The sequence below is a fragment of the Bacteroides sp. MSK.20.12 genome, assembly GCF_019052435.1.
Lineage (GTDB): Bacteria > Bacteroidota > Bacteroidia > Bacteroidales > Bacteroidaceae > Bacteroides > Bacteroides xylanisolvens.
Window position 1 is genome coordinate 23,978 of record NZ_JAHQVH010000025.1, and the last position, 26,490, is coordinate 50,467.

At 38.3% G+C, this 26,490-nt stretch carries 30 protein-coding genes, 1 tRNA gene and 1 pseudogene; 14 read left to right on the plus strand and 18 right to left on the minus strand.

What is annotated here, in order from left to right; genetic code table 11:
• Positions 1-146: 146 nt before the first annotated feature.
• On the minus strand, positions 147-995 hold the full coding sequence (nadC, locus tag KTR06_RS14120) for a carboxylating nicotinate-nucleotide diphosphorylase (protein WP_117809086.1): 849 nt from the start codon (positions 993-995) through the stop codon (positions 147-149).
• Positions 988-1,380 carry a DUF4783 domain-containing protein gene (locus KTR06_RS14125; protein ID WP_004311346.1) on the minus strand — a complete coding sequence of 131 codons (393 nt, stop codon included), beginning with the start codon at positions 1,378-1,380 and terminating at the stop codon, positions 988-990. The genes nadC and KTR06_RS14125 overlap by 8 nt, the downstream gene beginning before the upstream one ends.
• 127 nt (positions 1,381-1,507) lie before the next feature.
• Here KTR06_RS14125 and rlmH point away from each other — a divergent pair, with 127 nt between their 5' ends.
• Positions 1,508-1,981, plus strand: a complete 474-nt coding sequence (gene rlmH, locus KTR06_RS14130; protein ID WP_004314516.1) for a 23S rRNA (pseudouridine(1915)-N(3))-methyltransferase RlmH — start codon at positions 1,508-1,510, stop codon at positions 1,979-1,981.
• 15 nt (positions 1,982-1,996) lie between these two features.
• On the opposite strand, the gene KTR06_RS14135 is transcribed toward rlmH, so the two are convergent.
• The 6 genes from KTR06_RS14135 to KTR06_RS14160 form a co-directional block, all read right to left on the minus strand.
• Positions 1,997-2,596: a nucleotidyl transferase AbiEii/AbiGii toxin family protein gene (locus KTR06_RS14135; protein ID WP_008025790.1), complete on the minus strand. Its 600-nt coding sequence runs from the start codon at positions 2,594-2,596 to the stop codon at positions 1,997-1,999.
• On the minus strand, positions 2,551-2,850 hold the full coding sequence (locus KTR06_RS14140) for a hypothetical protein (RefSeq protein WP_004311349.1): 300 nt from the start codon (positions 2,848-2,850) through the stop codon (positions 2,551-2,553). The genes KTR06_RS14135 and KTR06_RS14140 overlap by 46 nt, the downstream gene beginning before the upstream one ends.
• A 77-nt stretch (positions 2,851-2,927) precedes the next feature.
• On the minus strand, positions 2,928-3,569 hold the full coding sequence (locus KTR06_RS14145) for an HD domain-containing protein (RefSeq protein WP_217290442.1): 642 nt from the start codon (positions 3,567-3,569) through the stop codon (positions 2,928-2,930).
• A 37-nt stretch (positions 3,570-3,606) separates the two neighbouring features.
• Complete coding sequence (queF, locus tag KTR06_RS14150) at positions 3,607-4,062, minus strand: preQ(1) synthase (RefSeq protein ID WP_004304260.1); 456 nt, start codon at positions 4,060-4,062, stop codon at positions 3,607-3,609.
• 580 nt (positions 4,063-4,642) lie between these two features.
• On the minus strand, positions 4,643-5,302 hold the full coding sequence (gene queC, locus KTR06_RS14155; protein ID WP_118407342.1) for a 7-cyano-7-deazaguanine synthase QueC: 660 nt from the start codon (positions 5,300-5,302) through the stop codon (positions 4,643-4,645).
• Between the two features lie 8 nt (positions 5,303-5,310).
• A complete protein-coding gene (locus tag KTR06_RS14160) occupies positions 5,311-5,991 on the minus strand; it encodes a queuosine precursor transporter (RefSeq protein ID WP_004311352.1) in 681 nt (226 codons plus the stop codon).
• A 232-nt stretch (positions 5,992-6,223) separates the two neighbouring features.
• On the opposite strand from KTR06_RS14160, the gene KTR06_RS14165 reads away from it, so the two are divergent.
• On the plus strand, positions 6,224-7,228 hold the full coding sequence (locus KTR06_RS14165; RefSeq protein ID WP_134985669.1) for a virulence RhuM family protein: 1,005 nt from the start codon (positions 6,224-6,226) through the stop codon (positions 7,226-7,228).
• A 228-nt stretch (positions 7,229-7,456) separates the two neighbouring features.
• Here KTR06_RS14165 and KTR06_RS14170 read toward each other — a convergent pair whose 3' ends face one another.
• On the minus strand, positions 7,457-7,963 hold the full coding sequence (locus tag KTR06_RS14170; protein WP_004314521.1) for an RNA polymerase sigma factor: 507 nt from the start codon (positions 7,961-7,963) through the stop codon (positions 7,457-7,459).
• A 163-nt stretch (positions 7,964-8,126) separates the two neighbouring features.
• On the opposite strand from KTR06_RS14170, the gene KTR06_RS14175 reads away from it, so the two are divergent.
• Positions 8,127-9,416, plus strand: a complete 1,290-nt coding sequence (locus tag KTR06_RS14175) for a DcaP family trimeric outer membrane transporter (protein WP_008644596.1) — start codon at positions 8,127-8,129, stop codon at positions 9,414-9,416.
• A gap of 117 nt (positions 9,417-9,533) precedes the next feature.
• Here the strand turns inward: KTR06_RS14175 and KTR06_RS14180 are convergent, their stop codons facing one another.
• Positions 9,534-10,943, minus strand: coding sequence for an OmpP1/FadL family transporter (locus KTR06_RS14180; RefSeq protein WP_008774706.1), 1,410 nt, complete (start codon positions 10,941-10,943; stop codon positions 9,534-9,536).
• Between the two features lie 210 nt (positions 10,944-11,153).
• Here KTR06_RS14180 and KTR06_RS14185 point away from each other — a divergent pair, with 210 nt between their 5' ends.
• The 6 genes from KTR06_RS14185 (at position 11,154) to KTR06_RS14210 (ending at position 15,963) form a co-directional block, all read left to right on the plus strand.
• Positions 11,154-12,155, plus strand: a complete 1,002-nt coding sequence (locus tag KTR06_RS14185; RefSeq protein ID WP_074705499.1) for a 2-hydroxyacid dehydrogenase — start codon at positions 11,154-11,156, stop codon at positions 12,153-12,155.
• 63 nt (positions 12,156-12,218) lie between these two features.
• The gene (locus tag KTR06_RS14190; RefSeq protein WP_004314524.1) at positions 12,219-12,923 is read left to right on the plus strand and encodes a pirin family protein; all 705 of its coding nucleotides are present in this window, start codon (positions 12,219-12,221) and stop codon (positions 12,921-12,923) included.
• A gap of 43 nt (positions 12,924-12,966) precedes the next feature.
• Positions 12,967-13,614, plus strand: a complete 648-nt coding sequence (pdxH, locus tag KTR06_RS14195) for a pyridoxamine 5'-phosphate oxidase (RefSeq protein ID WP_217290443.1) — start codon at positions 12,967-12,969, stop codon at positions 13,612-13,614.
• Positions 13,615-13,680: 66 nt separating this feature from the next.
• The gene (locus tag KTR06_RS14200) at positions 13,681-14,412 is read left to right on the plus strand and encodes an MBL fold metallo-hydrolase (protein ID WP_004311361.1); all 732 of its coding nucleotides are present in this window, start codon (positions 13,681-13,683) and stop codon (positions 14,410-14,412) included.
• Positions 14,413-14,425: 13 nt separating this feature from the next.
• Positions 14,426-15,571, plus strand: a complete 1,146-nt coding sequence (locus KTR06_RS14205) for a DUF4468 domain-containing protein (RefSeq protein WP_004311362.1) — start codon at positions 14,426-14,428, stop codon at positions 15,569-15,571.
• Positions 15,572-15,585: 14 nt separating this feature from the next.
• Complete coding sequence (locus KTR06_RS14210) at positions 15,586-15,963, plus strand: VOC family protein (RefSeq protein ID WP_008025806.1); 378 nt, start codon at positions 15,586-15,588, stop codon at positions 15,961-15,963.
• A 785-nt stretch (positions 15,964-16,748) separates the two neighbouring features.
• Here the strand turns inward: KTR06_RS14210 and KTR06_RS14215 are convergent.
• The gene (locus tag KTR06_RS14215; protein ID WP_004300779.1) at positions 16,749-16,934 is read right to left on the minus strand and encodes a hypothetical protein; all 186 of its coding nucleotides are present in this window, start codon (positions 16,932-16,934) and stop codon (positions 16,749-16,751) included.
• A gap of 95 nt (positions 16,935-17,029) precedes the next feature.
• Here KTR06_RS14215 and KTR06_RS14220 point away from each other — a divergent pair, with 95 nt between their 5' ends.
• Positions 17,030-17,761: a bifunctional 2-polyprenyl-6-hydroxyphenol methylase/3-demethylubiquinol 3-O-methyltransferase UbiG gene (locus KTR06_RS14220; RefSeq protein ID WP_217290444.1), complete on the plus strand. Its 732-nt coding sequence runs from the start codon at positions 17,030-17,032 to the stop codon at positions 17,759-17,761.
• A gap of 145 nt (positions 17,762-17,906) precedes the next feature.
• Here the strand turns inward: KTR06_RS14220 and KTR06_RS14225 are convergent, their stop codons facing one another.
• Positions 17,907-18,509, minus strand: coding sequence for a TlpA disulfide reductase family protein (locus KTR06_RS14225; protein WP_009041222.1), 603 nt, complete (start codon positions 18,507-18,509; stop codon positions 17,907-17,909).
• Positions 18,510-18,603: 94 nt separating this feature from the next.
• On the opposite strand from KTR06_RS14225, the gene KTR06_RS14230 reads away from it, so the two are divergent.
• Positions 18,604-18,677: transfer RNA gene (locus KTR06_RS14230), tRNA-Thr, on the plus strand.
• A gap of 51 nt (positions 18,678-18,728) precedes the next feature.
• Here KTR06_RS14230 and KTR06_RS14235 read toward each other — a convergent pair.
• The 5 genes and pseudogenes from KTR06_RS14235 to KTR06_RS14255 form a co-directional block, all read right to left on the minus strand.
• Positions 18,729-19,616: a DMT family transporter gene (locus KTR06_RS14235; protein ID WP_087323662.1), complete on the minus strand. Its 888-nt coding sequence runs from the start codon at positions 19,614-19,616 to the stop codon at positions 18,729-18,731.
• A gap of 163 nt (positions 19,617-19,779) precedes the next feature.
• Positions 19,780-20,187 (minus strand): annotated as a pseudogene (locus KTR06_RS14240) (hypothetical protein); the annotation flags it as partial.
• A 570-nt stretch (positions 20,188-20,757) separates the two neighbouring features.
• A complete protein-coding gene (locus KTR06_RS14245; RefSeq protein WP_195741032.1) occupies positions 20,758-21,627 on the minus strand; it encodes a hypothetical protein in 870 nt (289 codons plus the stop codon).
• Between the two features lie 2 nt (positions 21,628-21,629).
• A complete protein-coding gene (locus KTR06_RS14250) occupies positions 21,630-22,703 on the minus strand; it encodes a DUF3696 domain-containing protein (RefSeq protein ID WP_195741031.1) in 1,074 nt (357 codons plus the stop codon).
• A complete protein-coding gene (locus tag KTR06_RS14255; RefSeq protein WP_195741030.1) occupies positions 22,696-24,009 on the minus strand; it encodes a DUF262 domain-containing protein in 1,314 nt (437 codons plus the stop codon). The genes KTR06_RS14250 and KTR06_RS14255 overlap by 8 nt, the downstream gene beginning before the upstream one ends.
• 376 nt (positions 24,010-24,385) lie before the next feature.
• Here KTR06_RS14255 and KTR06_RS14260 point away from each other — a divergent pair, with 376 nt between their 5' ends.
• From KTR06_RS14260 to KTR06_RS14270, 3 genes are all read left to right on the plus strand, one after another.
• Positions 24,386-24,703, plus strand: coding sequence for an HU family DNA-binding protein (locus KTR06_RS14260; RefSeq protein WP_195741029.1), 318 nt, complete (start codon positions 24,386-24,388; stop codon positions 24,701-24,703).
• Positions 24,703-25,302, plus strand: coding sequence for a hypothetical protein (locus KTR06_RS14265; protein ID WP_118202014.1), 600 nt, complete (start codon positions 24,703-24,705; stop codon positions 25,300-25,302). Before KTR06_RS14260 ends, KTR06_RS14265 begins: the two co-directional genes overlap by 1 nt.
• Positions 25,303-25,462: 160 nt before the next feature.
• Positions 25,463-25,999 (plus strand): hypothetical protein, encoded by a 537-nt coding sequence (locus KTR06_RS14270; RefSeq protein WP_002561186.1) that lies wholly within the window; start codon positions 25,463-25,465, stop codon positions 25,997-25,999.
• A 160-nt stretch (positions 26,000-26,159) separates the two neighbouring features.
• Here the strand turns inward: KTR06_RS14270 and KTR06_RS14275 are convergent, their stop codons facing one another.
• The gene (locus KTR06_RS14275; RefSeq protein WP_217290446.1) at positions 26,160-26,471 is read right to left on the minus strand and encodes a hypothetical protein; all 312 of its coding nucleotides are present in this window, start codon (positions 26,469-26,471) and stop codon (positions 26,160-26,162) included.
• Positions 26,472-26,490 lie beyond the last annotated feature (19 nt).

Below are 26,490 nucleotides of genomic sequence, written 5' to 3' on the forward strand. Positions count from 1 at the left end.
AGAAATATTGCTAAAAGAAGTTAAAGAATAGAAGAGAGTTCACCACAGAGGACGCAGAGTACACAGAGGTTTTAAACTTACTTTATAGGAAGAATTTCCTATCATTGTTCCTCTGTGTACTCTGCGTCCTCTGTGGTGAAAAAAAATCAGCACGCTTTGAAACTCATATCCAGTCCTTTCACTGAATGAGTCAAAGCCCCCACCGAGATAAAGTCTACGCCACATTCGGCATAGTCACGGAGGGTATCAAAGGTAATGCCGCCCGAAGATTCGGTTTCGTATTTGCCTGCTACCATCTCCACTGCTTTCTTAGTCATCTCGGGAGTGAAGTTATCAAACATGATACGATCCACTCCGCCGAGATCAAGAACTTGTTGCAGTTCGTCGAAGCTGCGGACTTCTATTTCTATTTTCAGGTCTTTGCCTTTTTCTTTGCAATATTCTTTAGCACGAGTGATAGCTTTGTCGATACCTCCGGCAAAGTCTACATGGTTGTCTTTCAGAAGAATCATGTCGAACAAACCAATACGATGGTTTACTCCACCACCGATTTTCACTGCCATTTTTTCGAGGATGCGCATACCGGGAGTTGTCTTACGGGTGTCGAGCACACGGGTATTTGTTCCTTCCAATACCTTTGCATATTTGCGGGTCATGGTTGCGATGCCGCTCATACGCTGCATCACGTTCAACATCAGACGTTCGGTCTGAAGCAAAGATTGCACTTTTCCTTCCACTACCATTGCTACGTCGCCCGGTTTCACTTCTGTTCCGTCGTTGATAAACACTTCCACTTTCATAGTGGGGTCGAAGCGGTTGAAAATTTCTTTGGCTACTTCGATACCTGCCAGTACACCGGCTTCTTTGATAAGCAATTTTGATTTTCCCATTGCCGTAGCGGGAATACATGAAAGGGTGGTATGATCACCATCACCTATATCTTCTGCAAAAGCAAGATCGATCAACCTGTCGATCAGTTCTTTTTCCTTATTCATTGATCTTGTCAATTCTTATTTGATGTATTAAATATTGATTCTGCACTTTCTTCAGGAAACAGTTCACACGAAAGTTCCCATTAGTAGTAGCCAACGTGCCGATAACGAAACTTGATTCGTCCCGTTTTCCCTGATGGTTCACATTAAATCCGCTGACTTTATTCTCCGTAAAGAATTCCTGCATCGCAGCTGTTGCTTTCTGTTTGTCAACGTTTGTCGAGCGACCTTGGAGCACCAGGTTTACCTTGTCCCCCATATACTTACTTAGCTCTTGCGAGCTTCCTCTTTTAAATGCCGTAATCACTCCTGCCGGTATCTCTTGCGCCATTAGCAACGAGAGGGAAAGAAGCAATGCGGTCATTCCTACGAGCACTCGTTTTTTCATAATTACAAGCTTTTAAGTTGAAGTTTAAAGGCTTAAACTTTCAACTAATGATAGGCAAAGGTAAGCATTAATTGCAGAATAACATAAAAAATGCCTATTTTTGTGCAATAATCAGAATTGTAGACGTATGAAAACAACCCTGCTCGTCGTAGGACGAACCGTAGAACAGCACTATATCACTGCCATCAACGACTATATCCAGCGCACCAAACGCTATATCACTTTTGATATGGAAGTGATTCCCGAACTGAAAAACACCAAGAGTCTTTCAATGGAAGTACAGAAAGAAAAGGAAGGAGAACTGATACTGAAAGCTCTTCAACCGGGTGACGTCGTGGTGCTGCTCGATGAACACGGAAAAGAAATGCGTTCTCTTGAGTTTGCCGAATATATGAAACGGAAAATGAATACGGTGAATAAACGGCTCGTTTTTATTATCGGAGGTCCTTATGGCTTTTCAGAAAAAGTGTATCAGGCAGCACACGAAAAGATTTCAATGTCCAAGATGACTTTCTCACATCAGATGATCCGGCTGATATTCGTGGAGCAGATTTATCGGGCAATGACGATATTGAATGGAGGGCCGTATCATCATGAATAGTAACTTATCATACTATTATAAACAAGACAAAATAGACTTTTTAATTTCGTCCCAAGATACATCCACAAACATATAAGGCATTGGTTCCTCCTCCGCATCTTCAAAATAAGCTAAACTTTTCATAGCCATAAAAGAAGATGAGTCAGGATATTTTTGAGAATAGAAATCCAATAGATTTTTCAATGAATACTTTTTCAACAAAAAGTAAATATCTACAAAATCTTTTTTAGTACCCCTCCCTTCAATAGCGGTAATTTTCATTGCCGCAATATCTCTAGGACTTGCCAAACGTATCCCATCTTTATATACGACATCATCAAGCCAAGGATAAGTATAGTTCACGATATCTATTTTAACCTCATTCAATACGTAAATGTGTATATTCTTAGAATCATTTAAGATAGTCAGTGTCCCAAGTGTTCGCAAAGCTTCCTTCAAATCTTGAGAATCTACATTAATCTGACCAAAAAAATCCAAATCGACCGACTTTCGATGTCCTAATTGCAAAGCTAATGCAGTACCACCGACTAGACGAGTATTACAAAGTACAGGCAACTGTTGCAACTTTTTTAAAAGTTCCAGTGTTGTGGATTCGACCGTTGATAAGTGTAACATCTAAATTGTTCTTTAGGAGTTTGTGAAATGGCAGAAAGATAAGCTAAAGCCCGAGGCTCCAATTCACGAAACCCTTTAGCTATTTCGACGATCCTCCCAAGTCCATAATATTGTTTTACAATATTCCAATCTTGCAACATACCATATTCAAGCACTCTCTTTATTATATATTGTGAATGCTTCTCCATATCCAAATCATCTTTATTGACATCCCAAAAAAGATATGTTGAAAATCGAGTAATATATTCTTCCATTGTCTATCGTATTGCAATCCTTAATATGACAAAGATAAAAATAAAAAATGAATCGAACGCAAGCTAATAGCTATATTTCACAAAACTGTATTATTCTCTTCTTCATAGATTTTATTAAAAACTCTACAAAGTTTTTTTTCATCCGCAATTAGTTGACGAAGTTCTGCCAACCGTCCGGCATTATCCGATTGGGGTATCCATAACGTCAGATACCCTCCTTCTGCATATTTTTCAGTTAGATGTTTCCGAAAACGGGCATATTGCTCTTCTTTATCCATCTCCGGATAATGAGACAGCCCATATTGTACGGTACGGCGTAAAGTAACTTCGGGATCAATAATTCGGTCAGCCTCGGCAACAATCATTCCATAGATTGTTCTGGGAGCCTGTTTATTAGAAGCCCGATGATCTTCTATCGCCTCTTTCATCTGCAACAGCTGTTCATCCGTAAACCAACTCCGCAAAGTTTCGTCGGCTAACAATACTTTGCCGGAGGTTATATGATGAAATTCACGTCCTTCATACAACCCCAGGTCATGATAAGCAGCAATGACATAAACCATCGAATAATCGAGTTCATAATACGTCGCTAATTTCAGACTTTCCTCAATTACCTTTTCTACATGGTCAATTTGATGCGCTTTATCAAAGTTAGCGTATTGAGGAATAATACTTTGCCGAACATAGTTTTGCAATTCAGCAGGCACATGATGAGTCATATTCGATCTTTTTAGCTAGTAAATTCTTTTATTTATATTATTCCCGATTCATCAAACGATGTTCTGCCATCTGTTCGAACTTTGTTCCCGGACGACCATAATTGGCATACGGATAAATGGAAATACCACCACGAGGAGTAAATATTCCCGTTACTTCTATGTATTTGGGATTCATCAATCGGATAAGATCTTTCATTATGATGTTCACACAATCTTCATGAAAAGCACCATGACTGCGGAAACTGAAAAGATAGAGTTTCAAACTCTTACTTTCTACCATTTTTATATCAGGAATGTAGCTGATACGTATTTCAGCAAAATCCGGTTGCCCTGTGATAGGACACAGACTTGTAAATTCCGGGCAGTTAAAACGTACCCAATAGTCATTTTCAGGATGCTTATTATCAAAAGCTTCCAATACTTCAGGAGCATAATCTTGCTTATACTCGGTCTTTCTTCCTAATAAAGAAAGTTGGTCTTTTAATTCTGTCATTGTACTCGTTAACTACAACCCCTATTCTAGATAAAAAAACACATTTCCTCTTTCACCTATCACCGGCCAGTCTCAAACGCTCTATTCATCAATGTTTCAGTGGTGAAAGATTCGTTTTACAACCTATCACCACATCTATCACCTATCACCATCAACCCTTAACCCACGGTTGCTTTATCCGCAGCTTACTTGTTACAGTTTGTTTCATTACCTGAAACAAACTGTTTCCCGTAGAGAAACAAAGTGTTTCACACCGAGGAACCAAGTGTTTCACGCCTTGGAACTAATAGTTTCAAGTAACAGAAACTTTAGTTTCCCACCGTTGAAACTCTAGTTTCCTACCGTTGGAACTTTAGTTTCAAGCTGCTGAAACTAAACTAAGCCAATACATTCCAGGCAGAAACTACTATCTTCTATTAGTTGAAACTTACCGGTGACAATAGATGTGACGGCAAAATATCAAGTTTTGTTGCTGTCACCACTTGCTGTCACAAACTATTTATTTTATAATCAACTGTTTAACAACAACAATGTGACAGATGACAGCAAGAAAATGCATTTTAATCTCTATGTAGAGATATTATTGATTCTTACTTTTTAAATACTTCTCCAATCCTTCCCGGCGTAACGTACAAGCCGGGCAATGTCCGCAGCCATCTCCTTGAACACCATTATAACATGTCAAAGTCTCGGTGCGAATCAGTTCCATTACTCCCAATTCGTCGGCCAACGCCCATGTCTCTGCTTTATCAATCCACATCAAAGGAGTATGAATTACAAACTGTTCATCCATAGCCAAATTGAGAGTCACATTGAGAGACTTGATAAACGCATCCCTACAATCGGGATAGCCGCTGAAATCCGTTTGGGAAACTCCCGTTACCAAATGATTAATACCACGTTCACGGGCATACACCGCCGCAATACTCAAAAAGAACAGGTTGCGTCCCGGAACAAATGTATTGGGAACACTATCTGCCGGCTTTTCCTGATCCATCACCATGGTGGTATCGGTCAATGAATTATGGCCTAACTGTCCGATGAAGGAAACATCCATCACATCAAATTCCACTTCCGCTTTCCGGGCTATCTCCCGCGCAAGTTCCACTTCTTTCTGATGCTTCTGACCATACAGAAAACTCAAGGCATATACTTTCTTAAAATTGCGTTTTGCCCAAAACAGGCAAGTGGTAGAATCCTGCCCACCACTAAACACAACCAATGCTACTTCTCTATTCATATTCTATATTAAATATCTTTGACTTTCAATACATTATAAGAGATATCGGTGTCGTAAACATCACTACCGTCTATTTTCTTGATTGCTTTCACCACACGGATCGTCACCGGGAGGATCATCACCTCATACAAGGATTTCAATACAATCTGAATCCCCATCATGATAAGCAGTTCTTTCCAGGCAATGACACCTCCAAAAGCTACCGGGAAGAAAATCAATGAATCGGCAGTCTCACCCACCACAGTCGACCAAATGGCACGGGCTGAAAAGTTACGTCCCTGACTGGCTACTTTCATTTTACTCATCACATACGCATTGAGAAATGAGCCTACCAAAAAGGCCATCAGACTGGCAGCCACAATACGTGGAGCCATACCGAACACAAAATCAAAGTGCTCTTCACCTTCCCAAAAAGGAGCAGCAGGAATGGCAACAGCTATCAACCCAAGAGCGACCACAAAGAAGTTCATAGCAAAACCACTCCAAATGATAAGGCGCGCTTTCTTGAATCCCCAAACCTCGGCGATACAGTCATTTATAATATAAGAAATAGGAAAAACCAATAATCCGGCTGTTACGGTCAAACTACCGATCTGGATTACTTTCGTTTCAAGAAGATTGGCTGCAATAAGGCAAACGTTAAAAAGGATACCCAGCAGCATAAAGGGTACAGATACTTTTTCTTTCATAATTCCTGTTTTTTACGTGGTGTTCTAGAATACACGACCGCTATTCACGGCATCAAATGTCTTTTTATTCTTTTGCGCTGCAAAGGTATAGGAAAAACTATGAAAAAGCAAAAGAAATCTGATGATTGACATACATTTCACCGAAAAGACATAACTTTGCCAAATACAGAGCTTAATGTTTGTATCAAAGATTAAACTTATAAACTATATTTAAAGAAACGATATCTAAATCATGGCAAAAGAAAATAAAAGCAATATCATCATCTACCAAAGCGAAAACGGGCAGACACACATAGAAGTGCAGATGGACGAAGATACCGTATGGCTATCCCAACAGCAAATGGCCGACCTTTACCAGACATCTCGAACAAATGTGGTAGAACATATTAAGCACATTTATGAAGATGGTGAACTTGTTGAAGAATCAACCTGTCGGAAAATCCGACAGGTTCGACAAGAAGGATCGCGCATGGTTGAAAGAGAAATTCCTCACTACAATCTTGATATGATAATATCTTTAGGCTACCGAATAAATTCAATTCAAGCCACACACTTCCGTCAATGGGCAACGGCACGCCTTAAAGAATATATCATCAAAGGCTTCACCATAGACGATGAACGATTGAAGCAGATGGGAGGAGGCTATTATTGGAAAGAGTTACTCGACCGCATCCGTGACATCCGATCGTCTGAAAAGGTGATGTATAGACAAGTGCTTGATATCTATGCTACTGCCGTAGATTACGATCCCCACGCCAAACAATCTATTGAATTCTTCAAGATTGTTCAGAATAAGCTACATTTTGCAGCCCACGGACATACAGCTGCAGAAGTTATTTATGAACGAGCCAATGCCGACCAACACATGATGGGACTAACTTCCTTTAAAGGCGACCATCCGACATTGCGCGATGCAAAGATAGCCAAGAACTACTTGAGCGCAGAAGAGCTCAAAGTGCTGAACAACCTTGTCTCCGGATATTTTGATTTTGCCGAAGTACAAGCTATCAAGCACCGTCCAATGTACATGAACGATTACATCAAACATCTGGATGCCATACTGTCTTCCACGGGAGAAGTTCTATTGATGGATGCCGGTATGATAAGTCATGAACAAGCTATGGATAAAGCTGAAACAGAATATCGCAAGTGGGAAGTGCGCACGCTTTCACCTGTAGAACAAGCCTACCTCAACAGTATCAAAACACTGAATCATAAAACTAAAAAGAAAGGATGACTAAAAAAAATGAAAACTCTCTATGAACAATCCTTTTCAGACGACTACAGTGAAAGAAAAAGCTATAGAAGCAGCCTATACCGCACAAGCAACTGTCCAAAAGGCTAAACACAGAGTACAGAAAATACTGGATTGACAATAAAAAAGAGCCTCCCCATCAGCGTCGTATTCTGACAGGAAGGCTTATCACTTTGACCTTAAAACACATCACTCAATTAAAAAAGCGCATCAGGAGGAGAAATCTTTCAATTCCTCTTTCAACCGTTTACGGATGAAAAACAGACGGCTCTTCACCGTCCCCATCGGCAATCCTAATTTCTCGGCAATTTCTCTATACTTAAATCCAGCTACAAACATCTGAAAAGGCACTTTCATCTCTTCCGGTATAGAATGTATCACCCTATACAACTGTTTCATATCGTATGTAAATTCGAATCTGTCAGCATCCTCATCTTCTATCAGATGTTGTTGATTGATGGAGTAACTATCATCAATCAAGTTCATTTCGCGAACTGTACGACGATAGTTATTCACGAAAATATTACGCATAAGCGTATACATCCATCCTTTCAGATTTTTGCTATACGTAAACTTCTCCTGATTATCCAATGCCTGCAACAAACAATCCTGAACCAAATCATTGGCAGATTCGCGATCTGCCGTCAATTTATATGCGAAGCGATGCAAATCCGGTTGTATCGCTAATATTCCTTTCGTAAAATCTACTTTTTCCATCATCGTATTTCTTTTCTCTAATTAGTACGATACAAAGATCCGCTTTTTTAGAATCATTATAAATAGCAATTCTTCCGATTAGTTTGGCAATTTTTCCTTTGCCCCTCTCAACCATTTCTTTTTTTAGTTGTTGATTGGGCATTCACCTAAAACTTAACTCATAATGAAAACAAGCTTTAAAATGGTAGCTATGCTACTGGGGATAGGAATTTTCCCCCTCTGTGCCCATGCACAAAAAAAGGTAATCATCGAAGATGAAGAACCCAACTCAATCATGTTTGTCTCGAAGAACAAAGCAGGAGATGAAATCATCCGAATCATGAACGACCGTTCACAGATGCGTTTTCACGACCCCAATGCTCCCCGCTTCCTGCTCACTGACCAGAAAGGGAAATTCGCCCTCGGCATCGGAGGATACGTTCGTGCAACGGCAGAGTATGATTTTAACGGTATCGTTAATGATGTAGATTTCTATCCGGCATTGATACCACAACGCGGAAGCGGCAATTTTGCAAAGAACCAATTCCAGATGGACATCACCACTTCCACCCTGTTCCTCAAATTGGTAGGACGTACCAAACATTTGGGAGACTTCGTAGTTTACACTGCCGGAAACTTCCGTGGCGATGGAAAGACCTTTGAATTACAAAACGCTTACGCACAATTCCTCGGTTTCACTATCGGGTACAGCTATGGTTCGTTCATGGACCTCTCCGCACTGCCTCCAACTATCGACTTTGCAGGTCCTAACGGATCAGCCTTTTACCGCACTACGCAATTAAGCTATATGTGTGATAAGTTGAAAAACTGGAAGTTTGGTGTTTCTATGGAAATGCCTTCAGTAGACGGAACAACCAACAATGATTTGTCTATCAACACCCAACGGATGCCTGACTTTGCCACTTCCGTACAGTATAACTGGAACAGCAACAGCCATATTAAATTAGGAGCCATTATCCGCAGCATGACTTATTCGAGCAATGTGCATGAGAAAGCCTATTCTGCTACTGGCTTCGGTCTGCAAGCCTCTACAACCTTCAATATTACCAAGAAATTGCAGGCATACGGACAATTTAATTATGGAAAAGGTATCGGTTCCTACCTGAATGATTTAAGCAACCTGAACGTAGACATCGTCCCCGATCCCGACAAGGAAGGAAAAATGCAAGTTCTTCCGATGCTGGGATGGTATGCAGGATTGCAATACAATCTTTGCCCGAGCATCTTTATATCCGGAACATACAGTCTGTCCAGACTTTATTCTGAAAATGGATATCCTAGTGAGAATCCCGAATCCTATCGTAAAGGACAATATCTGGTAGCCAATGCTTTCTGGAATGTAAGCAGCAATCTGCAAGTCGGCGTTGAATATTTGAGAGGATGGCGCACTGATTTTAGTTCCGCAACCCGCCATGCCAACCGGTTGAATATGCTGGTGCAGTATTCTTTCTAAATCAGCATATACATAAAAAATTATTTCATTGTATAAAATTGAAGAGGGAGACAGCCATTGAAACGCTATCTCCCTCTCATCATTATTAACTTCGTTTTTTATTGAGTTCTAATTTATTTAGAATCTGTAGTCAATGCTAAGACCAAATACTTTGTTGGTACGGCTATATACATTGGTACCAGGCAATCCTGTACCACTATAATTCTTTGAAGTTTTAGTATAATCTTCATAGGTAGTCCACATATAACCAACATTCAAAGCTGCTCTTTCACTCAACTTCACTTTCGCTCCAACACCCAATGTATAAGAGTCACAAGAGAAACTGGTATCACTTTGGAAGTCGTCAGATAATCCGTAGTCTGTAATCTGTCCGCCACAGCTCAATGTCAATTGCTTGGTTACATCCCATTCAATACCCATTAAATATTCATTTGCTCCCTTTGTCAGATATTTCTGTTTGTCACCAGCCATTCCCGCTTTCTTATCATCATAGAAGTGATACTCTACAGATGCACGCAACACTGGAAGGAATTCATAAGCCACTGCTACCGAAAGCATAGAAGGAATATCATTCGGAGTATTCACACCATCTTTATAGCTACCAACCAAACTCTCTGCCGAATCTGGATATTTCAAATTATTAGTTTTGTTTTCAATATTCAAGTTCGTCTTGAATTCATATTTCGCACCAATATTGAATTTACCAAACTTGGCATCCACACCGAGAACAGGAGTCAATCCCCAACCCGTCTGATCACAATCCAATTCCAGATTCATCAATTCGCCACCACCATAAGCTTCTTTCAGATGAGCATTTAGAAAACCTTTATAACCACCTGTAAAATAGTTCATACGTCCACCGGCGAATGCAGAAAGCCAATCGTTAATTTTATAAGTTAGTCCTAACTGTAAAGAATAGATATATTGCTTACCATCCATTGCACTATTGATGTCATACATATTGGGAGTCACAAGAGGACTTTGTACACCAGGAGTAAGGTGTCCCGGAATACTACCCTGAAAAATCCCCGCCATAGCAGCCGCGTCGAACATAGGCAGACCGTCATCAAACGAAGCCTTTCCACCTCCGCCAGTTATAGCGAAGAAACCGGAAATCGTCCAATCTCCTTTCTTATAGGCTGCGAACACGCTAGGAATGACCGGTGCAGCAGCTTTTCCCTTATAATATTTATTAAATGGATTATCAGATTTTGTTGGTACCGGTTTCCCATCAACCATAACCGGGCTCCCATTATTCATAGCAATTCCATTATAAGTATAGAAGCTAGCATCAATATTTCTCGTCTGAAAGGCACTCTGAACACTCAATCCCATATGGAAACCATCATTCGGCAAAAAAGCCAAACCGGCAGGATTGGACAAAGCCCCGTCTATTTCAAAGGTAGCACCACGAGATAGCATACGAAGAAAAGCAGCGTGTTGATTAGTATTTGTCAGAAGACCTCCGGCAAAAGTTGGAATTGAAACGATTAGCATTACAAATCCAATCAAGGAAATTTTTCTCATCTAAATCTTTTTTTAATTATTTCGGGCGCAAAGATACGATATTATTGCACACGAGAGATACGTTTGTGCATTTATTTTCGTTTAGCCTCCTATTTTAATTGAAAAAGTAAACTGTTTCTAATGAAACAATTCTCATTTATAACCCAAAAAAGGATAAACAATTCACCCTATTTTAGCGTTTACTAGTAAGCAATAAAAACTGAAAATATTATGGCCTATACAATTGCATTTTTCGGCACAAAGCCTTATGACGAGTCCTCTTTCAATGACAAAAACAAAGAGTTTGGATTTGAAATACGCTATTACAAAGGACACCTGAATAAAAACAACGTACTACTGACACAAGGAGTGGATGCAGTCTGTATCTTTGTGAACGACGTTGCCGACGCAGAAGTAATCCGTGTGATGGCGGCAAACGGAGTGAAACTACTGGCATTACGCTGTGCCGGATTTAATAATGTAGATTTAAATGCTGCCGCCGCTGCCGGAATCACCGTAGTGCGGGTTCCCGCTTATTCTCCCTATGCTGTTGCAGAATACACGGTAGCACTTATGCTATCGCTAAACCGCAAAATACCCCGCGCCTCCTGGCGTACCAAAGACGGTAATTTCTCCCTGCACGGTCTGATGGGATTCGATATGCACGGGAAAACAGCAGGTATCATCGGCACAGGAAAAATAGCGAAAATATTAATTCATATCTTAAGAGGTTTCGGCATGAACGTACTGGCTTATGACCTCTATCCGGACTACAACTTCGCTCGTCAAGAACAAATAGTTTATACTTCACTGGACGAACTATACCACAATTCGGATATTATCTCCTTACACTGTCCGCTCACTGAAGAGACCAAATACCTGATAAACGACTACTCTATCAGTAAAATGAAAGACGGAGTAATGATTATCAATACCGGTCGCGGGCAATTGATTCATACCAATGCACTGATTGAAGGGTTAAAAAACAAGAAAATAGGTTCCGCAGGACTAGACGTATACGAGGAAGAAAGCGAATACTTTTATGAAGATCAATCCGACCGCATCATCGACGATGATGTACTCGCCCGTTTGCTCTCGTTCAACAATGTAATCGTCACTTCTCATCAAGCTTTTTTCACACATGAAGCAATGGAGAATATTGCCGCAACCACCCTGCAAAACATAAAAGATTTTATCAATCACAAGCCTTTATTAAATGAAGTGAAGAAATAAAACTTTTAAGCCGCTTTCTTTGTTTACCAAACATATAAACAAATAAGAGAAAGGACAGTTTTTATGAAAAAAGTAATACATAAAGCAGATACAAGAGGACATTCCCAGTATGATTGGCTGGATAGTTATCACACTTTCAGTTTTGACGAGTACTTCGACTCCGACCGTATCAATTTTGGTGCTCTTCGCGTATTGAATGATGATAAGGTTGCGCCCGGACAAGGTTTTCAGACTCACCCGCATAAGAATATGGAAATTATTTCCATTCCTCTGAAAGGACATCTGCAACATGGAGACAGCAAGAAGAACAGCCGCATTATTACTGTCGGAGAAATTCAGACAATGAGTGCGGGAACAGGAATCTTCCATAGTGAAGTAAATGCAAGTCCGGTAGAACCGGTGGAATTCCTGCAGATTTGGATTATGCCGAGAGAACGGAACACCCGTCCCGTTTATCAGGATTTCAGCATTGCAGAACTGGAGCGTCCGAACGAACTGGCAGTCATCGTATCGCCCGACGGTAGCACACCTGCTTCCCTTTTGCAAGATACCTGGTTCTCCATCGGCAAAGTAGAAGCCGGAAAGAAATTAGGTTATCACATGCATCAAAGTCATGCAGGCGTCTATATCTTCCTCATTGAAGGAGAAATAGTAGTAGACGGTGAAGTGTTGAAACGTCGTGACGGCATGGGTGTTTACGATACGAACAGCGTTGAACTGGAGACATTAAAAGACTCACATATTCTATTAATAGAAGTACCTATGTGATATCATCATTAAAAATAATAAACTAAAGCTGCCAGATAATCTTATGGCGAAATTAAACATAGCAGATATCCGACAGGAATATACGAAAGGCGGGTTGCGGGAAAGTGAACTTCCCGGCGACCCGCTTTCGCTTTTCAGTCGTTGGCTGCAAGAAGCGATTAACGCAGAGGTGGACGAACCGACTGCGGTCATTGTAGGAACTGTATCCCCCGAAGGGAGACCGTCCACACGTACAGTATTGTTAAAAGGACTCCATGATGGAAAATTTATCTTTTATACCAATTACGAAAGCCGCAAAGGCAGACAATTGGCACAAAATCCATCTATCTCCCTCTCTTTTGTCTGGCACGCCCTCGAAAGACAAATACATATAGAAGGAATAGCGACGAAAGTTTCACCGGAAGAATCGGATGAATACTTCCGGAAACGTCCTTATAAAAGCCGGATTGGCGCACGAATTTCTCCGCAAAGTCAACCGATAGCAAGCAGAATGCAATTGATACGATCCTTCATCAGAGAAGCCGCCCGATGGATTGGAAAAGAAGTGGAAAGACCTGATAATTGGGGCGGATATGCCGTCACACCTACAAGGATTGAATTCTGGCAAGGACGCCCCAACCGACTACACGACCGCTTTCTATACACCCTACAACCGGACGGAGAATGGAAAATCAGTCGTCTTGCTCCTTGATTTCGTCGATTTTTCTTGGCAACTCCAACTAGAATACGTAATATTGCAACTATAAAATAGTCAGCTATGACACTGGATTATATTTATCACAGCGGTTTCGCCATCGAAATGGAAGGTGTAACCATTATCATCGATTACTACAAAGATTCTTCCGAAACGGAACACAACCGGGGAATCGTGCATGATTATCTCCTGCAAAGGCCGGGTAAACTGTACGTATTGGCTACTCATTTCCATCCCGATCACTTTAACCGTGAAATATTGACTTGGAAAGAGCAACGCCCCGACATTCAATACATCTTCTCCAAAGATATTCTGAAGTCCCATCGTGCCAAAGCCGAAGATGCTTTCTATATTAAAAAAGGAGAAACATACGAAGACGACACGATCCGCATCGACGCCTTCGGATCGACAGATGTCGGCAGTTCGTTCCTTCTTCACTTACAAGATTGGAGTATCTTCCATGCCGGCGACTTGAACAACTGGCACTGGAGTGAAGAATCGACCGAAGAAGAGATACGAAAAGCCAATGGTGATTTCCTTGCAGAAGTTAAATATTTAAAAGAAAAAGTGCCTAACATCGATCTAGTGCTATTCCCGGTGGATCGGAGAATGGGAAAAGATTACATGAAAGGGGCAAAACAGTTCATCGAACAAATAAAAACTACTATATTTGTGCCCATGCACTTCAGTGAAGATTATGAAGGAGGAAATGCGCTTCGTAGTTTTGCAGAAAATGCAGGATGCCGTTTTATCAGCATCACCCGTCGGGGCGAAAGTTTTGAGATTACCAAATAAACACATTATAATTATGAATAAATTTACGATTCTGTTTCTTACTATGTTTCTCGCATTGCCGATGGCAATGAAGGCAGATTCTGCAAAAGAGAAGAAAGATGACACCAGGTACCTTGCAGGAGCTGTTCCTGAAGTAGAAGGTAAAGTAGTATTTTCCAAAGAGTTCCAGATTCCCGGAATGAGTCAGGCACAAATCTACGACACAATGACAAAGTGGATGGATGAACGTCTGAAAGAGAATAAAAACACCGACAGCCGCATTGTTTTCTCCGACGAAGTAAAAGGAACAATTGCCGGTATTGGAGAAGAATGGATTGTTTTCCATTCCAGTGCCCTGTCATTAGACCGTACATTAGTTAACTATCAGATTACCGTTACCTGCAAACCCGGAAACTGCCTGGTAGAGCTTGAAAAAATCCGTTTTACTTATCGTGAAACAGAAAAATATAAAGCTGAAGAATGGATTACTGATAAATATGCGCTCAATAAAGCTAAGACTAAATTAGTACGTGGCTTGGCTAAATGGCGTAGAAAAACTGTAGACTTCGCCGATGATATATTTATGGATGTAGCAGTAGCTTTCGGAGCACCTGACACCCGTCCGAAAACAGAGAAAAAGAAGAAAGAAGAAGAGCAAAAAACTCCATCAATCGTTGCAGCCGCAGGTCCGATTGTCATTGGTGGCGCAGATAAAAAGACTGATATAAAAGTGACAACTGGCGAACCTGCTCAAACCACTGTTCCTGCTGCAACTCTCACTCCTGCTACTCCTGCAGGCAAGGCTTCCGCTGATATGCCGGGTTATATAGAAATTGATTTGAAACAAATCCCGGGTGAAGTATATGCTTTGATGGGAAGCGGAAAATTAGTAATCAGCATCGGAAAAGATGAGTTCAACATGACCAATATGACTGCAAATGCTGGTGGCGCACTTGGTTATCAATCAGGAAAAGCAGTTGCCTATTGCACGCTTTCACCCGATCAAGCTTACGATGCAATAGAAAAGGCAGATAGCTATACATTAAAATTGTACGCTCCAAACCAAACAACACCTTCGGCTGTTATCGAATGTAAGAAAATGCCTTCACAGACAACTCCGCAAGCCGGACAACCGCGCACGTATGTTGGAGAAATCGTGAAGCTCTTAATGAAAAAATAAAGAAAATCGCAACAATGGAAATAAAAAGTAAATTTGACCATTTTAATATCAACGTCACTAATCTGGAGCGGAGTATCGCTTTTTATGAAAAAGCACTCGGCTTAAAAGAACATCATCGGAAGGAAGCATCCGACGGCTCGTTCACGTTAGTCTACCTGACTGATAACGAAACAGGTTTCTTGCTGGAATTGACGTGGTTGAAAGATCATACTGCTCCATACGAACTGGGGGAAAACGAAAGCCATCTCTGCTTTCGTGTAGCCGGCGATTACGATGCAATCAGAGCTTATCACAAAGAAATGAATTGTGTATGTTTTGAGAACACGGCCATGGGGCTTTATTTCATCAATGACCCGGACGATTACTGGATTGAGGTACTTCCACAAAAGTAAGAGAGGTCGTTCCAAAAGTCCCTAAAAAGAAAAATCACCCTTACTACAATTTGGAGTGGCCCAAAAAGCTAAACAGATTAAAAAGGGACATTTAATAAATAAAAAAGATAAGGCAACTAATTCACTGCGAGTTAGTTGCCTTTTTTTGTATTTCTAAGCAGAGATATTCAACAAATGTCTCCAAAAATTAACAAGATTGATAAAGAGTCCGGTTTTGCATCGGGCTCTTCCCTTTTAACCTTGACTTGACTCTACTATTATTGTACTACTCTATAATATTCCTCTAAGGCTTTTCGGACAGCCTATGCTGTTTCTAAAAAACAAAGCATAATCCTAAAATTGCCGACAGTATGAAAAAACAACCAGGAACAAATTGGTTAACAAGCAGCCTCATTAGTTGCATTCTGGGCAACACAAACATATCATTCGCCTTACCTTTATCATACAATATGGTAACCTTATCATCTATATGATACTGTTTTGGATAAAGATAAATGTTATTTTCCTCTCCACTCTTTAGATTAGAAGGAAGAAATTGGCAACACTTTTCGTCTTCTCCCTCCAATTTATATTTTATTTTTGGTATACATACATCAGTAATATTCATACCATCAGACTTTACCTGTGTCTCTATATCCACTACCTTTCCATGTGTTTTCCTGTCATACGATTTTATTATCCTGCAATGAAGCATCCACAAGAGTCCCATTTTCAGAATTAGAAAAGCACCCCGCAACATAAGTACAACAGATACTACACAAATTATTATATTTATAACCATACTTTTATTTCTTATGACGGCTAGCTCTCTTCTTCCGGATATCTGCTTTCATCTTCGCTGCACCCGAACCATGCTGTCCACGAATATACGTCGCTTTTTTCGCTTTCGTCTTCACTTTTTCCTCTTCTTTGGGCTTATCTTTCTTACCTTTAAAAACGATTCCACCCATGATTGCTTCTTCTATACTCATATAATCATTTATTAGTATTCAACATTTCCGACGGCAAAGATAACCCTTTTCTGCGGATTTATTTATCTTTGCAGAGTTAACAATCGTAACCACCAATGGCAACAACAACTCTTTCTGCAGAAAAGGACCCGATGGGAGCCGCTATTTCTGATTATTTCAACCATCACAGAGCTGATCGTTTGCGGGTATTCTCTTCCCAATTCGAAGAAGATGAAATTCCCGTCAAAGAATTATTCCGTAGTATACAGTCTATGCCTATATTAGAGCGTACCGCCCTACAAATGGCTACAGGACGAATATTGGATGTAGGTGCCGGAAGCGGATGCCATGCACTGGCACTTCAGGAAATGGGAAAAGAAGTGTGTGCCATTGATATTTCTCCGTTATCCGTCGAAGTGATGCAACAACGCGGAGTGAACGATCCGCGCCTCATCAACCTTTTTGACGAAACATTTACCGAAACATTCAATACGATCCTGATGCTTATGAATGGTTCCGGAATTATCGGAAGACTGAATAATATGCCCGGATTCTTCCAACGAATGAAACGTATTCTCCGTCCCGGCGGATGCATACTCATGGATTCCAGCGATTTGCGCTATCTTTTTGAAGAAGAAGACGGCAGCATAGTCATCGATCTGGCCGGAGATTATTATGGAGAGATTGACTTCCAAATGCAATATAAAGATGTAAAAGGAGACACATTCGACTGGTTATATCTAGATTTCCAGACTCTTAGTTTATACGCTTCCGAATGTGGTTTTAAGGCAGAACTAGTGAAAGAAGGAAAACATTACGATTACCTAGTCAAACTTAGTATTGCTTGAAAAGCTCATTATTATATAGTGACGGTATGCGTTCCGGATAGCGTCACTATATAACCTAAATAGTGACGCCATCACATCAGGATAGCGTCACTATTTTTATATGCTCATAAATGCTCCGTCAGATACGCCTAATGAAGGCTTTCTTTCATTTCAGCATCTCATTAATCTTCTGCACAAGAGAAGCAAACTCTTCTTCATTATATAAACGAGTCAGTTTTACAATTCTTCCTTCCTTATCAACTAACACATTTCTTGTTATTCCGGATTCACGCAATGCATATTTCGCAAAAATATCAGCTCCCGGATCCAGTCCTAACGGATAAGTCACTCCGGTAGATTTAGCAAAAGCCAATACTTTATCAAGTGGTTCGTCACGGTCAATGCCAATTAAAGCAAAGTCTGCATTATTTTTATGCTTTAACCAAATATCCTTCTCAATAAACGGCATTTCTTTACGACAAACTCCGCACCAACTTGCAGTAAACTGCAACATGACAACCTTACCACGAAGGGAAGATAGACTCACTTGTTTACCATCTGTCAGGATAATCGTAAAGTCCGGAGCCATCTCTCCTACCCGAACAATATATCCTGTACTATCTGCCTGAACAGATATAGCATCTGCAGCTACTTCTACACTATCTGTTGCAACTTCTACATTTGCCGTCCCCTTTTTCTGTCCGGAACAAGCCCATATACCTATAGCTAAAATCGCCATACCACATACATTCATAATTTTCATTTTCATCTAATCATTGGTAACTTTGCAAATATAAAAAAAGTATGCGATGTATTTGCATTTTTAAAAGAAATTCATACCTTTGCACCCGCAAAAGAAAAACGCCTCTTTAGCTCAGTTGGCCAGAGCACGTGATTTGTAATCTCGGGGTCGTTGGTTCGAATCCGACAAGAGGCTCTCCTATAAAAATGTTGTTTATCCGATCAGGTAAAACAGCATTTTTTTTATTTATACTCTTTCATTTTTTTGTTTACGAAATATTACCACACTCACAGCCAACAGAATTAAAATAATCCCAATAGCGCTATTCAGAGTAAATAATTCTTTAAACACAAAAACTCCGATCACCACAGCTGTCAATGGTTCCATCGCACCTAAAATAGATGTCAACGTAGGCCCTGCATATTTAATAGCCCGTACCAATGTTATATTAGAAATGGCTGTAGCCGGTAATGCAAGTCCCAAAATAATCAACCAGGTATAACCGTCAGCTACCAGCTGAAGCCCGGAAGTAGTCAAAGCACCTATAAAATAAAGAACGGTTCCTAACCCCATAACATAACAAGTCAGTACAGTGGAATTGATTCGAACAGCGCGTGTCATTCGTACGCCAACAATATACCCCGCATAGGAAAACACAGAAACACAAGCTGCTACCAGTCCGACTATCGTATCACCATTTTTCGCCTCCAGTTCCCCCGATGAAAGCAAGGCCGCTCCTAACAAGGACATGGAGACCGCAAACATCACCCAAAGGGATTTCTTTTCCTGAAAGAAGTACATCATAACTAGAGATACCGCCAACGGATACATAAAATGAATGGTTGACGCCACCCCGGTAGCTATATTCTGATATGCTATAAGCAAACTGAATGAAGTAACTGCCCTCAACAAACTTAATAAAAGAACAACTAAAAAATCCTTCTTTTCCAATCGAAAACTACATCCCGAACACCATCCGAACAGAGTCAACGCAATTGTCGCCACTCCCCAACGATAGGAAAGCACTTCGAAAGCTGAAAAACCTGCCAACAATAAAGTGAGGGAAAAGAACGGAGCCAGTCCAAAAGTAGAGGAAGACACCGCTGCATAAAGTATACCTTTTATACGATTCATCAATCTATTCAACTAATTTCCGATATTCATGGGTACAAAGATCATAAATATTTCTTTAATATCACCATTAATTTCACATTATCAGTTAATCGATCTAACCCCTAAATCAGTACAAGAAGATAAGTCTGATACATTTCCTCCTTATAAATATAACCTTTTAATAATCCTCAATAACTGTATTTCCAAAAATATCCTCTTCGATAGTCTTTCTATTACCTTTATCATCGCGAATGGTGATATTCCCAAAAATATCTTTTTCAATAGTCTTTCTATTGCCCTTATCATCACGAATGGTAATATTTCCAAAAATATCCTCTTCAATGGTCTTTCTATTGCCTTTATCATCACGAATAGTGATATTCCCAAAAATATCCTTTTCAATGGTCTTCCTATTGCCTTTATCATCACGAATGATGATATTTCCAAAGATATCCTTTTCGACAGTCTTTCTCCCTTAATTAACTCCCGAATACTCATAATTGTCTTCAATAAGATTTGCACCATAGCTCTTTATTATATAAGGAGCCAAAATAAATTGGGTAGCAAATAGGATAAATAAAATCTTTTTCATGGCGTTTTTCTTTTGGTTTATAACAAAAGTAACGCAGGAAAATCATAAAAAACTAGTGAATACTATAATTGTCGATAGGGAAAAGCCTAAAATAAAGAATTAAATACAGTGCCTATTATACCATACCATAATGCGGGAATATTCTCGAATTTTCAAGTGGTCCCCCGAAACGGTCTCCGTAAAAAATAAGCCCTTGAAAGTGCTTGACTTTCAAGGGCTTCAAAGTGATAGTTGAGGTTCCTGGCGGTCACTAAATTCATTACCTCGTAGCACAGTACGACACACCGTGACGCACGTAATTTACTTGATAAAAAATAGAGTTGGTTATTGCGGTAGCATCATGTGTCACCATGTACCCCCGAATTGAGACCCAGATTGAGACCCCATATTATCAGTAAAACAATCTATAGAGAAAATGTTCTTTTACAGATAAAAACAACATATTTTTACGGATTGAAAATAGTTACAGAGAATAGCACGGAATTTAACAAAGAACCATAATCCCCTTCTGCTCTTTCCATTTTCTAGCATTTATATCATAAGACACAGAAAATCAGATATGCACAAGAATTATGATTTTAACTTTCTTTTCTCTTTTTTCTTTCGACTAGCACTTTTGCTGTGTGGATTTGTTTCTTTTACAATCAACACTCCATCAATAGTAGCCTCTCCAACAAAATTTCCTCTATTATCAAAAACCTCAATATGGGCTTTTTCTCCAAAATGCAAATTATCCACATACCATTGATTTTCAGTACTTAGTTCACGATAAATCTTTCTTTCTTGATATGTTTTACCTGTATCTTCAAATCTAAGCTTGCTTCGTAAACACGTTTGAATATCTGTCGGTGGAACTTTAGATTTCTTGTCATAAATAAATGGTTTCTTATCTAAGTTCTGTTCAATCCATTCCTTTAAAAGATTATCGTTGTCTACACATGCTATGTGCTTCGAACCTGACGAATTTACTTTTACAGCAATAACTAATAAGCTAACTTGTGTACTCAATATTGAGTTTGGAAAATTTAAAGCTAAAACACTTTCGTTATGCACATACATAAATTCATAAGCTTCTGCTAAAGATGTGTTATTTACAGAAAGAGACTTAGGAGGACAAAGTGTAGAATCAAAAAGATAGTATTGACATTCCCGTTTCTGGATAGAATTTTCATTCCAATATATTGGGGTAATCTTAGAAAGTTGCGCCCTAAAAAGATTTTCTAAGTCTTTTTGAGAAATCAAATTAAAAAAAACTTCTATTATTTCAGATGAAACATATAATTTGAGAGGAGCTTTATTACTAAACTCTAATCTTTTTTCTTTTATAACATCAAAAAAAAGGCTCATTTCTTTTAATGAAGTAAAAAGTAAATTTTCATCATTCAAATGCCTAAGTAAAAGATCATTCTGCAGCAAACAGTCATTAACAAATATATGCATAATTAAAAACCAACTAACTGTTTTAAATCTATTTCATTTTGATCAAAAAAATCATTAGGCCAGAGATCTATAGCACCTTTTTCTTTTATATCTATTGGTGAATATAAATCTTTTGACTTTTCATTAAAGAAAAAGACAGATACCATTTCTGAAGTCAAATTTTCTTTTTTCACAAGAACTCTTAATGCGTTCAATATATGTTCACTATGTGATTCTATAAATATTTGCACTCCACCAATAGCGACTTTTGATAAAAAATATATTAGATTAGATTGAGCCTTAGGATGTAAATGAGCTTCTGGATTCTCAACAATAATAATATCTCCTGGTTGCGCTATTAAACCAGCAACTACTATCGGCAATACATACGAATAACCAAATCCTATATTATGTGGCCTAAACTTTGAGTTTCCAATCCCAAATGAAAATGTAATAATTCTTGAATTTTCAGGATTATCAATATAAACTTTTACATTTTCAGTATTCAAAATATACGATAACCATTCTCCCGTTTTAATCTCAAGTTCGTTTGAGCTTTTTAGATTAATTTCTTGAAGTAATGTGTTGACTAATTGTGCTTTCTTTTGATATAAAATATTTCCTAAATATTCCCCTCTTGTCCCAACAGAGACAAAACGAGGCAAAGTTGTTTTAATATAAAATTCTTGCGGCCCAACTCTATCGGCCGCAATATAATGTACATGTTGAAATTCAGTGGTTATATCACCATCAATATCAGTTGACAAAAGTCCAATTGTATCATCAATCTCATCTCGTTCTAATATCACAGTAAGTACTCCATTCAAAGTTTCATGCGAAATTTCAATAGGATTGCTATTTGCTGTATTTTTATTTTGCACATCTCGAAATGAGCCTAAGTTTACCAATTGTCCATTAAAAACTACCTTACAAAAAGTTTTTTTATCTTCAATGGATTGACTTATAAGTAAAATACTTTGCAAGAAAGAAGACTTACCTCTACCATTAACGCCTGTTAACAGGTTTATTGTTTTAAAATGAAACCTGGTTTCATTTTGAAAACATTTGAAATTTTTTAGACTAGTAGACTTAATCATTTATACATTCTTTACTAAGTGTATCAAAAACACAATCAAAGCGAGTTGCAACTCTCTTTTTATCTCCAGTAGAAAACCTCACTGCATCAAAATATTGAGAATCTTTCAATAGCAAAGTATAGTTCGCTTTTATTTGAGCTTTATTTCTCAAAAGATACTCCTTACTTTTTGAAGCAAAAAAACCAGCAACAGTTTCAAAGATTGCAATATTTATTCTACCTCTAGTCTCAGTGGTTGGAATCCTAAAATTTCTATCCCCGAAAAACTCTCTAGTATAATACATAGCCTTCTCGAATTCCAATTCATATTTTTCAAAGTCTTCATCCGTAAATTTCTCATTCATATTTTTCATAGCATCTTCAACAAAGTCATTCATGCTATTTTTATAATCCATTATATAATCAAAAATTCTAAATGACAAATATCTTAAAACAGCTTCTTGGTCTTTTGCTCTACTATCTGAAATGCCATAATCAATAGCCATCTTAAAACTTAACTTTGATGACAGCTTTTTCAAAAAATCTGTCGCTTTACCAATATAAATGCAATTTCTTATTTCTTGTCTTTCTAACTGCGTTCCCCCTGTGTTTATTCTATTAAATATATCATATACCATTTCTAATGGAACTGACGGTTGAATAATATAAACTAGCAATTTTTTGTCTTCAATTTTAGTCTGATATTCGCTATTAAGTGCAACTAAATCAGAAAATCGTTTCCCATTCACACTAGGAATGGCTTTTAATCCTTCTAGTTTAAATTCATCTTTAAGGAATCTTCTTAATGTAGTAATACGTTGTCTTCCATCAACAACTATGTAGTTTCCTTCTTTATCTTTGTTGATATATAAAGGAGGTAAAGGAAAATTAAGTAATATTGATTCTATAAACAAGCATTGTTGCTCTGCCTTCCAAATGTATTTTCGTTGAAAATCAGGCATTTTTATTAAGCCTCTATCCCATTTTCTAACAACTAATTCATAAATGGTTTGAGGATCTTCTCTAATATCAACATCTGCTTTCGAGGGATCATATGGGTATATTGAACCTTTTCCTAAATCATTTGAATCTAAAGTATCTTCGTCTGTTTCAACCTGTTCAACAAAACTAAGAATGTTATCTTTATATTTCAAATAATTCTCTCCCCCTAATAATCCTTGTACAATAGAATTAAAATCATCATAACGGTGATATATTTGATCTTTGAGTACTGACAATTTCTCGATAATATCAATAGGGATATCTTGTGCAAGATGTTTTAGAGAATCTTCACTCAATAATATTCTATTTTCAGTATTTCCATTCATACAAAAATCGTTTTATTAATAGACTGTATTACAAACTATTTTTGTAATACACATACATGTACATTTTATGCGAAATTTAATCCACATAAACTCTATTATAGTTGTAATTGCAAATTTAGTCTTATTTATGGTTTCAAACAAATTATAGTCCACAAAAAATAAAAATAGTCATTCTATCTAACTTTCTACTCACTTTTTCCAGATAATTTGCAAACAAGGAAAGATTACACATCGATATAGTCTATGACAAAGCGTCATAAGCAAAGTATAAACGTCATAACCTCTCTAATCAGCTTATGACGCTTCGTCATATCATTACAGACGGAACAATCCTTGAAAATCAACTGAAAATCAATCACATTAATATAATAACAGTATGAACAAGAAAGAACTAACTAACGCAGTAGCAGCAAAGACAGGATTAAACAAAACAGAGTCAAGAAAGGCACTGGATGCAATCATTGAAACCATTACCGAAGAAATGAAGCGGAACGGAAGAGTTATCATTATCGGCTTCGGCTCATTTTCAGTCAAGCAGAAGTCAGCAAGAAAAGGGATGAATCCGGCTACCTTTGTACCGATTGATATTCCAGCCAAGAAAATAGCATTCTTTAAGCCCAGCATCTACCTAAATTTTCTCTTGAATCGGAAGAAAAGAGGCAGAAAGAGAAAAGACGAGAACAATGCCGGATAATGGTTAGACTATCAGACGAGAACAGGCAGAGAGCTATTTTTGAACAATATACAGTATTCGATATTGATATTGCAAAAATAGCTTCAAAGTATGGATTGTATCTGATAGGTGGAACTGCAATAGACTTGCTATGTAACTATCATTCTATTCCATTTTGGAGAAGTAGGTCTAACAATGATTTCGACTTTTGGACTTTATTTGACAACCAGCAAAATACAAGTGAGTTCATAGAGCATATCAGGGATAGTTTCAGGTTTGATATAGAGGAAGATTCCGACTACATGATTACTTTAGAATCAAACTATGTAAAGGCAGATGTTGATATACTTATAGACCGTGACTACAACAACAAGCAATTTACTCATTTTATAGGAGGTATTAATGTCATGTCTCCGATTTACTTGTTTTCATCCAAATTTGATAGATATATCAACTGTAGCAATATTCAACGTAAGGAGATAGATTTCAAAGATTTGAGAACCTTACTATCTATAATTGAGAAAATAAACGGGCTTGATGATCTTGAATACCATTTGTCTAGCCTAAATTATGACCAGAAAGCCGAAAATATGCTCAACTCTATTATTGCAAGTCTGTAATTCGGGGGAACTTGACTGTGGTGTTTCAGTCTTAAAATAGTATCTTTGCACACATATTGCTGATAATAACCATACCCTTCTTCTATTGATAAATGAATGGCTTGTTTATTATCAACAGCATATTAGTTAGACAGAATATTACACTTATATAGCATTGATTATGTCAGACCATATTACCACTTATTCAGGAGTTAAATTCTCGCCTCTCAACCCAAAGGAAGAGGATATTCGTATTGATGATATAGCACACGCTTTATCGCTAATGACAAGGGCAAACGGACATTTCCCCGAATTTTATTCAGTCGCACAACATTGTATCGCTTGTTGCAAAGAAGCTATTGCCCGTGGATATAGCAACAAAGTTGCGTTAGCTTTGTTGCTACATGATGCGAGTGAGGCATATCTATCAGACATCACAAGACCACTCAAAAAGCATTTAGAAGTATATTTACAAGCAGAATCTAAGTTACAAAATATGGTATACGGCATGTTTCTTGGCGAACTTCCTAACGAACAGGAACGAGAGCAAATTGACAGCGTAGACAATGTAATGCTCTATCATGAGTTTTTACACTATACCTCTGAAGAACTATCAAACTACAAAGGAGAGATTCTATCTACTCCAAACTTCAAGTTTGTTGAGTTTAAAATCATAGAGCAAGAATATAAGGATTTATTCTATAATTTAACGAGATAGTAAAGTACACAATCGGCACGATTGCACGATCATGCCGCCAAACCTTTCATTACAAGACTTTTAATATATTGTAATTGTGCGATAATGTGTAAGTCAGACACAATTTAAACGTTATATTACATAAAGTAAGAGGATTCACAACTTTAACAACCTCTTAGCCCTATGTAACTATTAAATACCCGTTTAAATCTTTCGGTTCATCTAATTTAGGAGATTCATTTATAATATCCCACACCAAAGTTTTACCCACAAATGACTGTATAAAACTTGCGAGGTTATATATATCTTCAAGCTCTAAGCTACAATCTATATTTCCAGTAAATAACAATTTACATTCTTTGCCTGCCTCTAATTTTATGGGGTTATCTGTTAGTTTGTGAATTGTATTAATTGACAACTCAGAGCAATTCAACGTTAGGATGATGCTTTCATCACCTTTGATTAGCTTGAATTTAAAATGCCTCTCTTTCATGCGAAATGATTATAGCTTG

Bases quoted from the DNA above. Each gene is read 5' to 3' on its own strand.
- nadC (WP_117809086.1), bottom strand. From the start codon at position 995: ATGAATAAGGAAAAAGAACTGATCGACAGGTTGATCGATCTTGCTTTT.
- KTR06_RS14125 (WP_004311346.1), bottom strand. From the start codon at position 1,380: ATGAAAAAACGAGTGCTCGTAGGAATGACCGCATTGCTTCTTTCCCTC.
- rlmH (WP_004314516.1), top strand. From the start codon at position 1,508: ATGAAAACAACCCTGCTCGTCGTAGGACGAACCGTAGAACAGCACTAT.
- KTR06_RS14135 (WP_008025790.1), bottom strand. From the start codon at position 2,596: ATGTTACACTTATCAACGGTCGAATCCACAACACTGGAACTTTTAAAA.
- KTR06_RS14140 (WP_004311349.1), bottom strand. From the start codon at position 2,850: ATGGAAGAATATATTACTCGATTTTCAACATATCTTTTTTGGGATGTC.
- KTR06_RS14145 (WP_217290442.1), bottom strand. From the start codon at position 3,569: ATGACTCATCATGTGCCTGCTGAATTGCAAAACTATGTTCGGCAAAGT.
- queF (WP_004304260.1), bottom strand. From the start codon at position 4,062: ATGACAGAATTAAAAGACCAACTTTCTTTATTAGGAAGAAAGACCGAG.
- queC (WP_118407342.1), bottom strand. From the start codon at position 5,302: ATGAATAGAGAAGTAGCATTGGTTGTGTTTAGTGGTGGGCAGGATTCT.
- KTR06_RS14160 (WP_004311352.1), bottom strand. From the start codon at position 5,991: ATGAAAGAAAAAGTATCTGTACCCTTTATGCTGCTGGGTATCCTTTTT.
- KTR06_RS14165 (WP_134985669.1), top strand. From the start codon at position 6,224: ATGGCAAAAGAAAATAAAAGCAATATCATCATCTACCAAAGCGAAAAC.
- KTR06_RS14170 (WP_004314521.1), bottom strand. From the start codon at position 7,963: ATGGAAAAAGTAGATTTTACGAAAGGAATATTAGCGATACAACCGGAT.
- KTR06_RS14175 (WP_008644596.1), top strand. From the start codon at position 8,127: ATGAAAACAAGCTTTAAAATGGTAGCTATGCTACTGGGGATAGGAATT.
- KTR06_RS14180 (WP_008774706.1), bottom strand. From the start codon at position 10,943: ATGAGAAAAATTTCCTTGATTGGATTTGTAATGCTAATCGTTTCAATT.
- KTR06_RS14185 (WP_074705499.1), top strand. From the start codon at position 11,154: ATGGCCTATACAATTGCATTTTTCGGCACAAAGCCTTATGACGAGTCC.
- KTR06_RS14190 (WP_004314524.1), top strand. From the start codon at position 12,219: ATGAAAAAAGTAATACATAAAGCAGATACAAGAGGACATTCCCAGTAT.
- pdxH (WP_217290443.1), top strand. From the start codon at position 12,967: ATGGCGAAATTAAACATAGCAGATATCCGACAGGAATATACGAAAGGC.
- KTR06_RS14200 (WP_004311361.1), top strand. From the start codon at position 13,681: ATGACACTGGATTATATTTATCACAGCGGTTTCGCCATCGAAATGGAA.
- KTR06_RS14205 (WP_004311362.1), top strand. From the start codon at position 14,426: ATGAATAAATTTACGATTCTGTTTCTTACTATGTTTCTCGCATTGCCG.
- KTR06_RS14210 (WP_008025806.1), top strand. From the start codon at position 15,586: ATGGAAATAAAAAGTAAATTTGACCATTTTAATATCAACGTCACTAAT.
- KTR06_RS14215 (WP_004300779.1), bottom strand. From the start codon at position 16,934: ATGAGTATAGAAGAAGCAATCATGGGTGGAATCGTTTTTAAAGGTAAG.
- KTR06_RS14220 (WP_217290444.1), top strand. From the start codon at position 17,030: ATGGCAACAACAACTCTTTCTGCAGAAAAGGACCCGATGGGAGCCGCT.
- KTR06_RS14225 (WP_009041222.1), bottom strand. From the start codon at position 18,509: ATGAAAATGAAAATTATGAATGTATGTGGTATGGCGATTTTAGCTATA.
- KTR06_RS14235 (WP_087323662.1), bottom strand. From the start codon at position 19,616: ATGAATCGTATAAAAGGTATACTTTATGCAGCGGTGTCTTCCTCTACT.
- KTR06_RS14245 (WP_195741032.1), bottom strand. From the start codon at position 21,627: ATGCATATATTTGTTAATGACTGTTTGCTGCAGAATGATCTTTTACTT.
- KTR06_RS14250 (WP_195741031.1), bottom strand. From the start codon at position 22,703: ATGATTAAGTCTACTAGTCTAAAAAATTTCAAATGTTTTCAAAATGAA.
- KTR06_RS14255 (WP_195741030.1), bottom strand. From the start codon at position 24,009: ATGAATGGAAATACTGAAAATAGAATATTATTGAGTGAAGATTCTCTA.
- KTR06_RS14260 (WP_195741029.1), top strand. From the start codon at position 24,386: ATGAACAAGAAAGAACTAACTAACGCAGTAGCAGCAAAGACAGGATTA.
- KTR06_RS14265 (WP_118202014.1), top strand. From the start codon at position 24,703: ATGGTTAGACTATCAGACGAGAACAGGCAGAGAGCTATTTTTGAACAA.
- KTR06_RS14270 (WP_002561186.1), top strand. From the start codon at position 25,463: ATGTCAGACCATATTACCACTTATTCAGGAGTTAAATTCTCGCCTCTC.
- KTR06_RS14275 (WP_217290446.1), bottom strand. From the start codon at position 26,471: ATGAAAGAGAGGCATTTTAAATTCAAGCTAATCAAAGGTGATGAAAGC.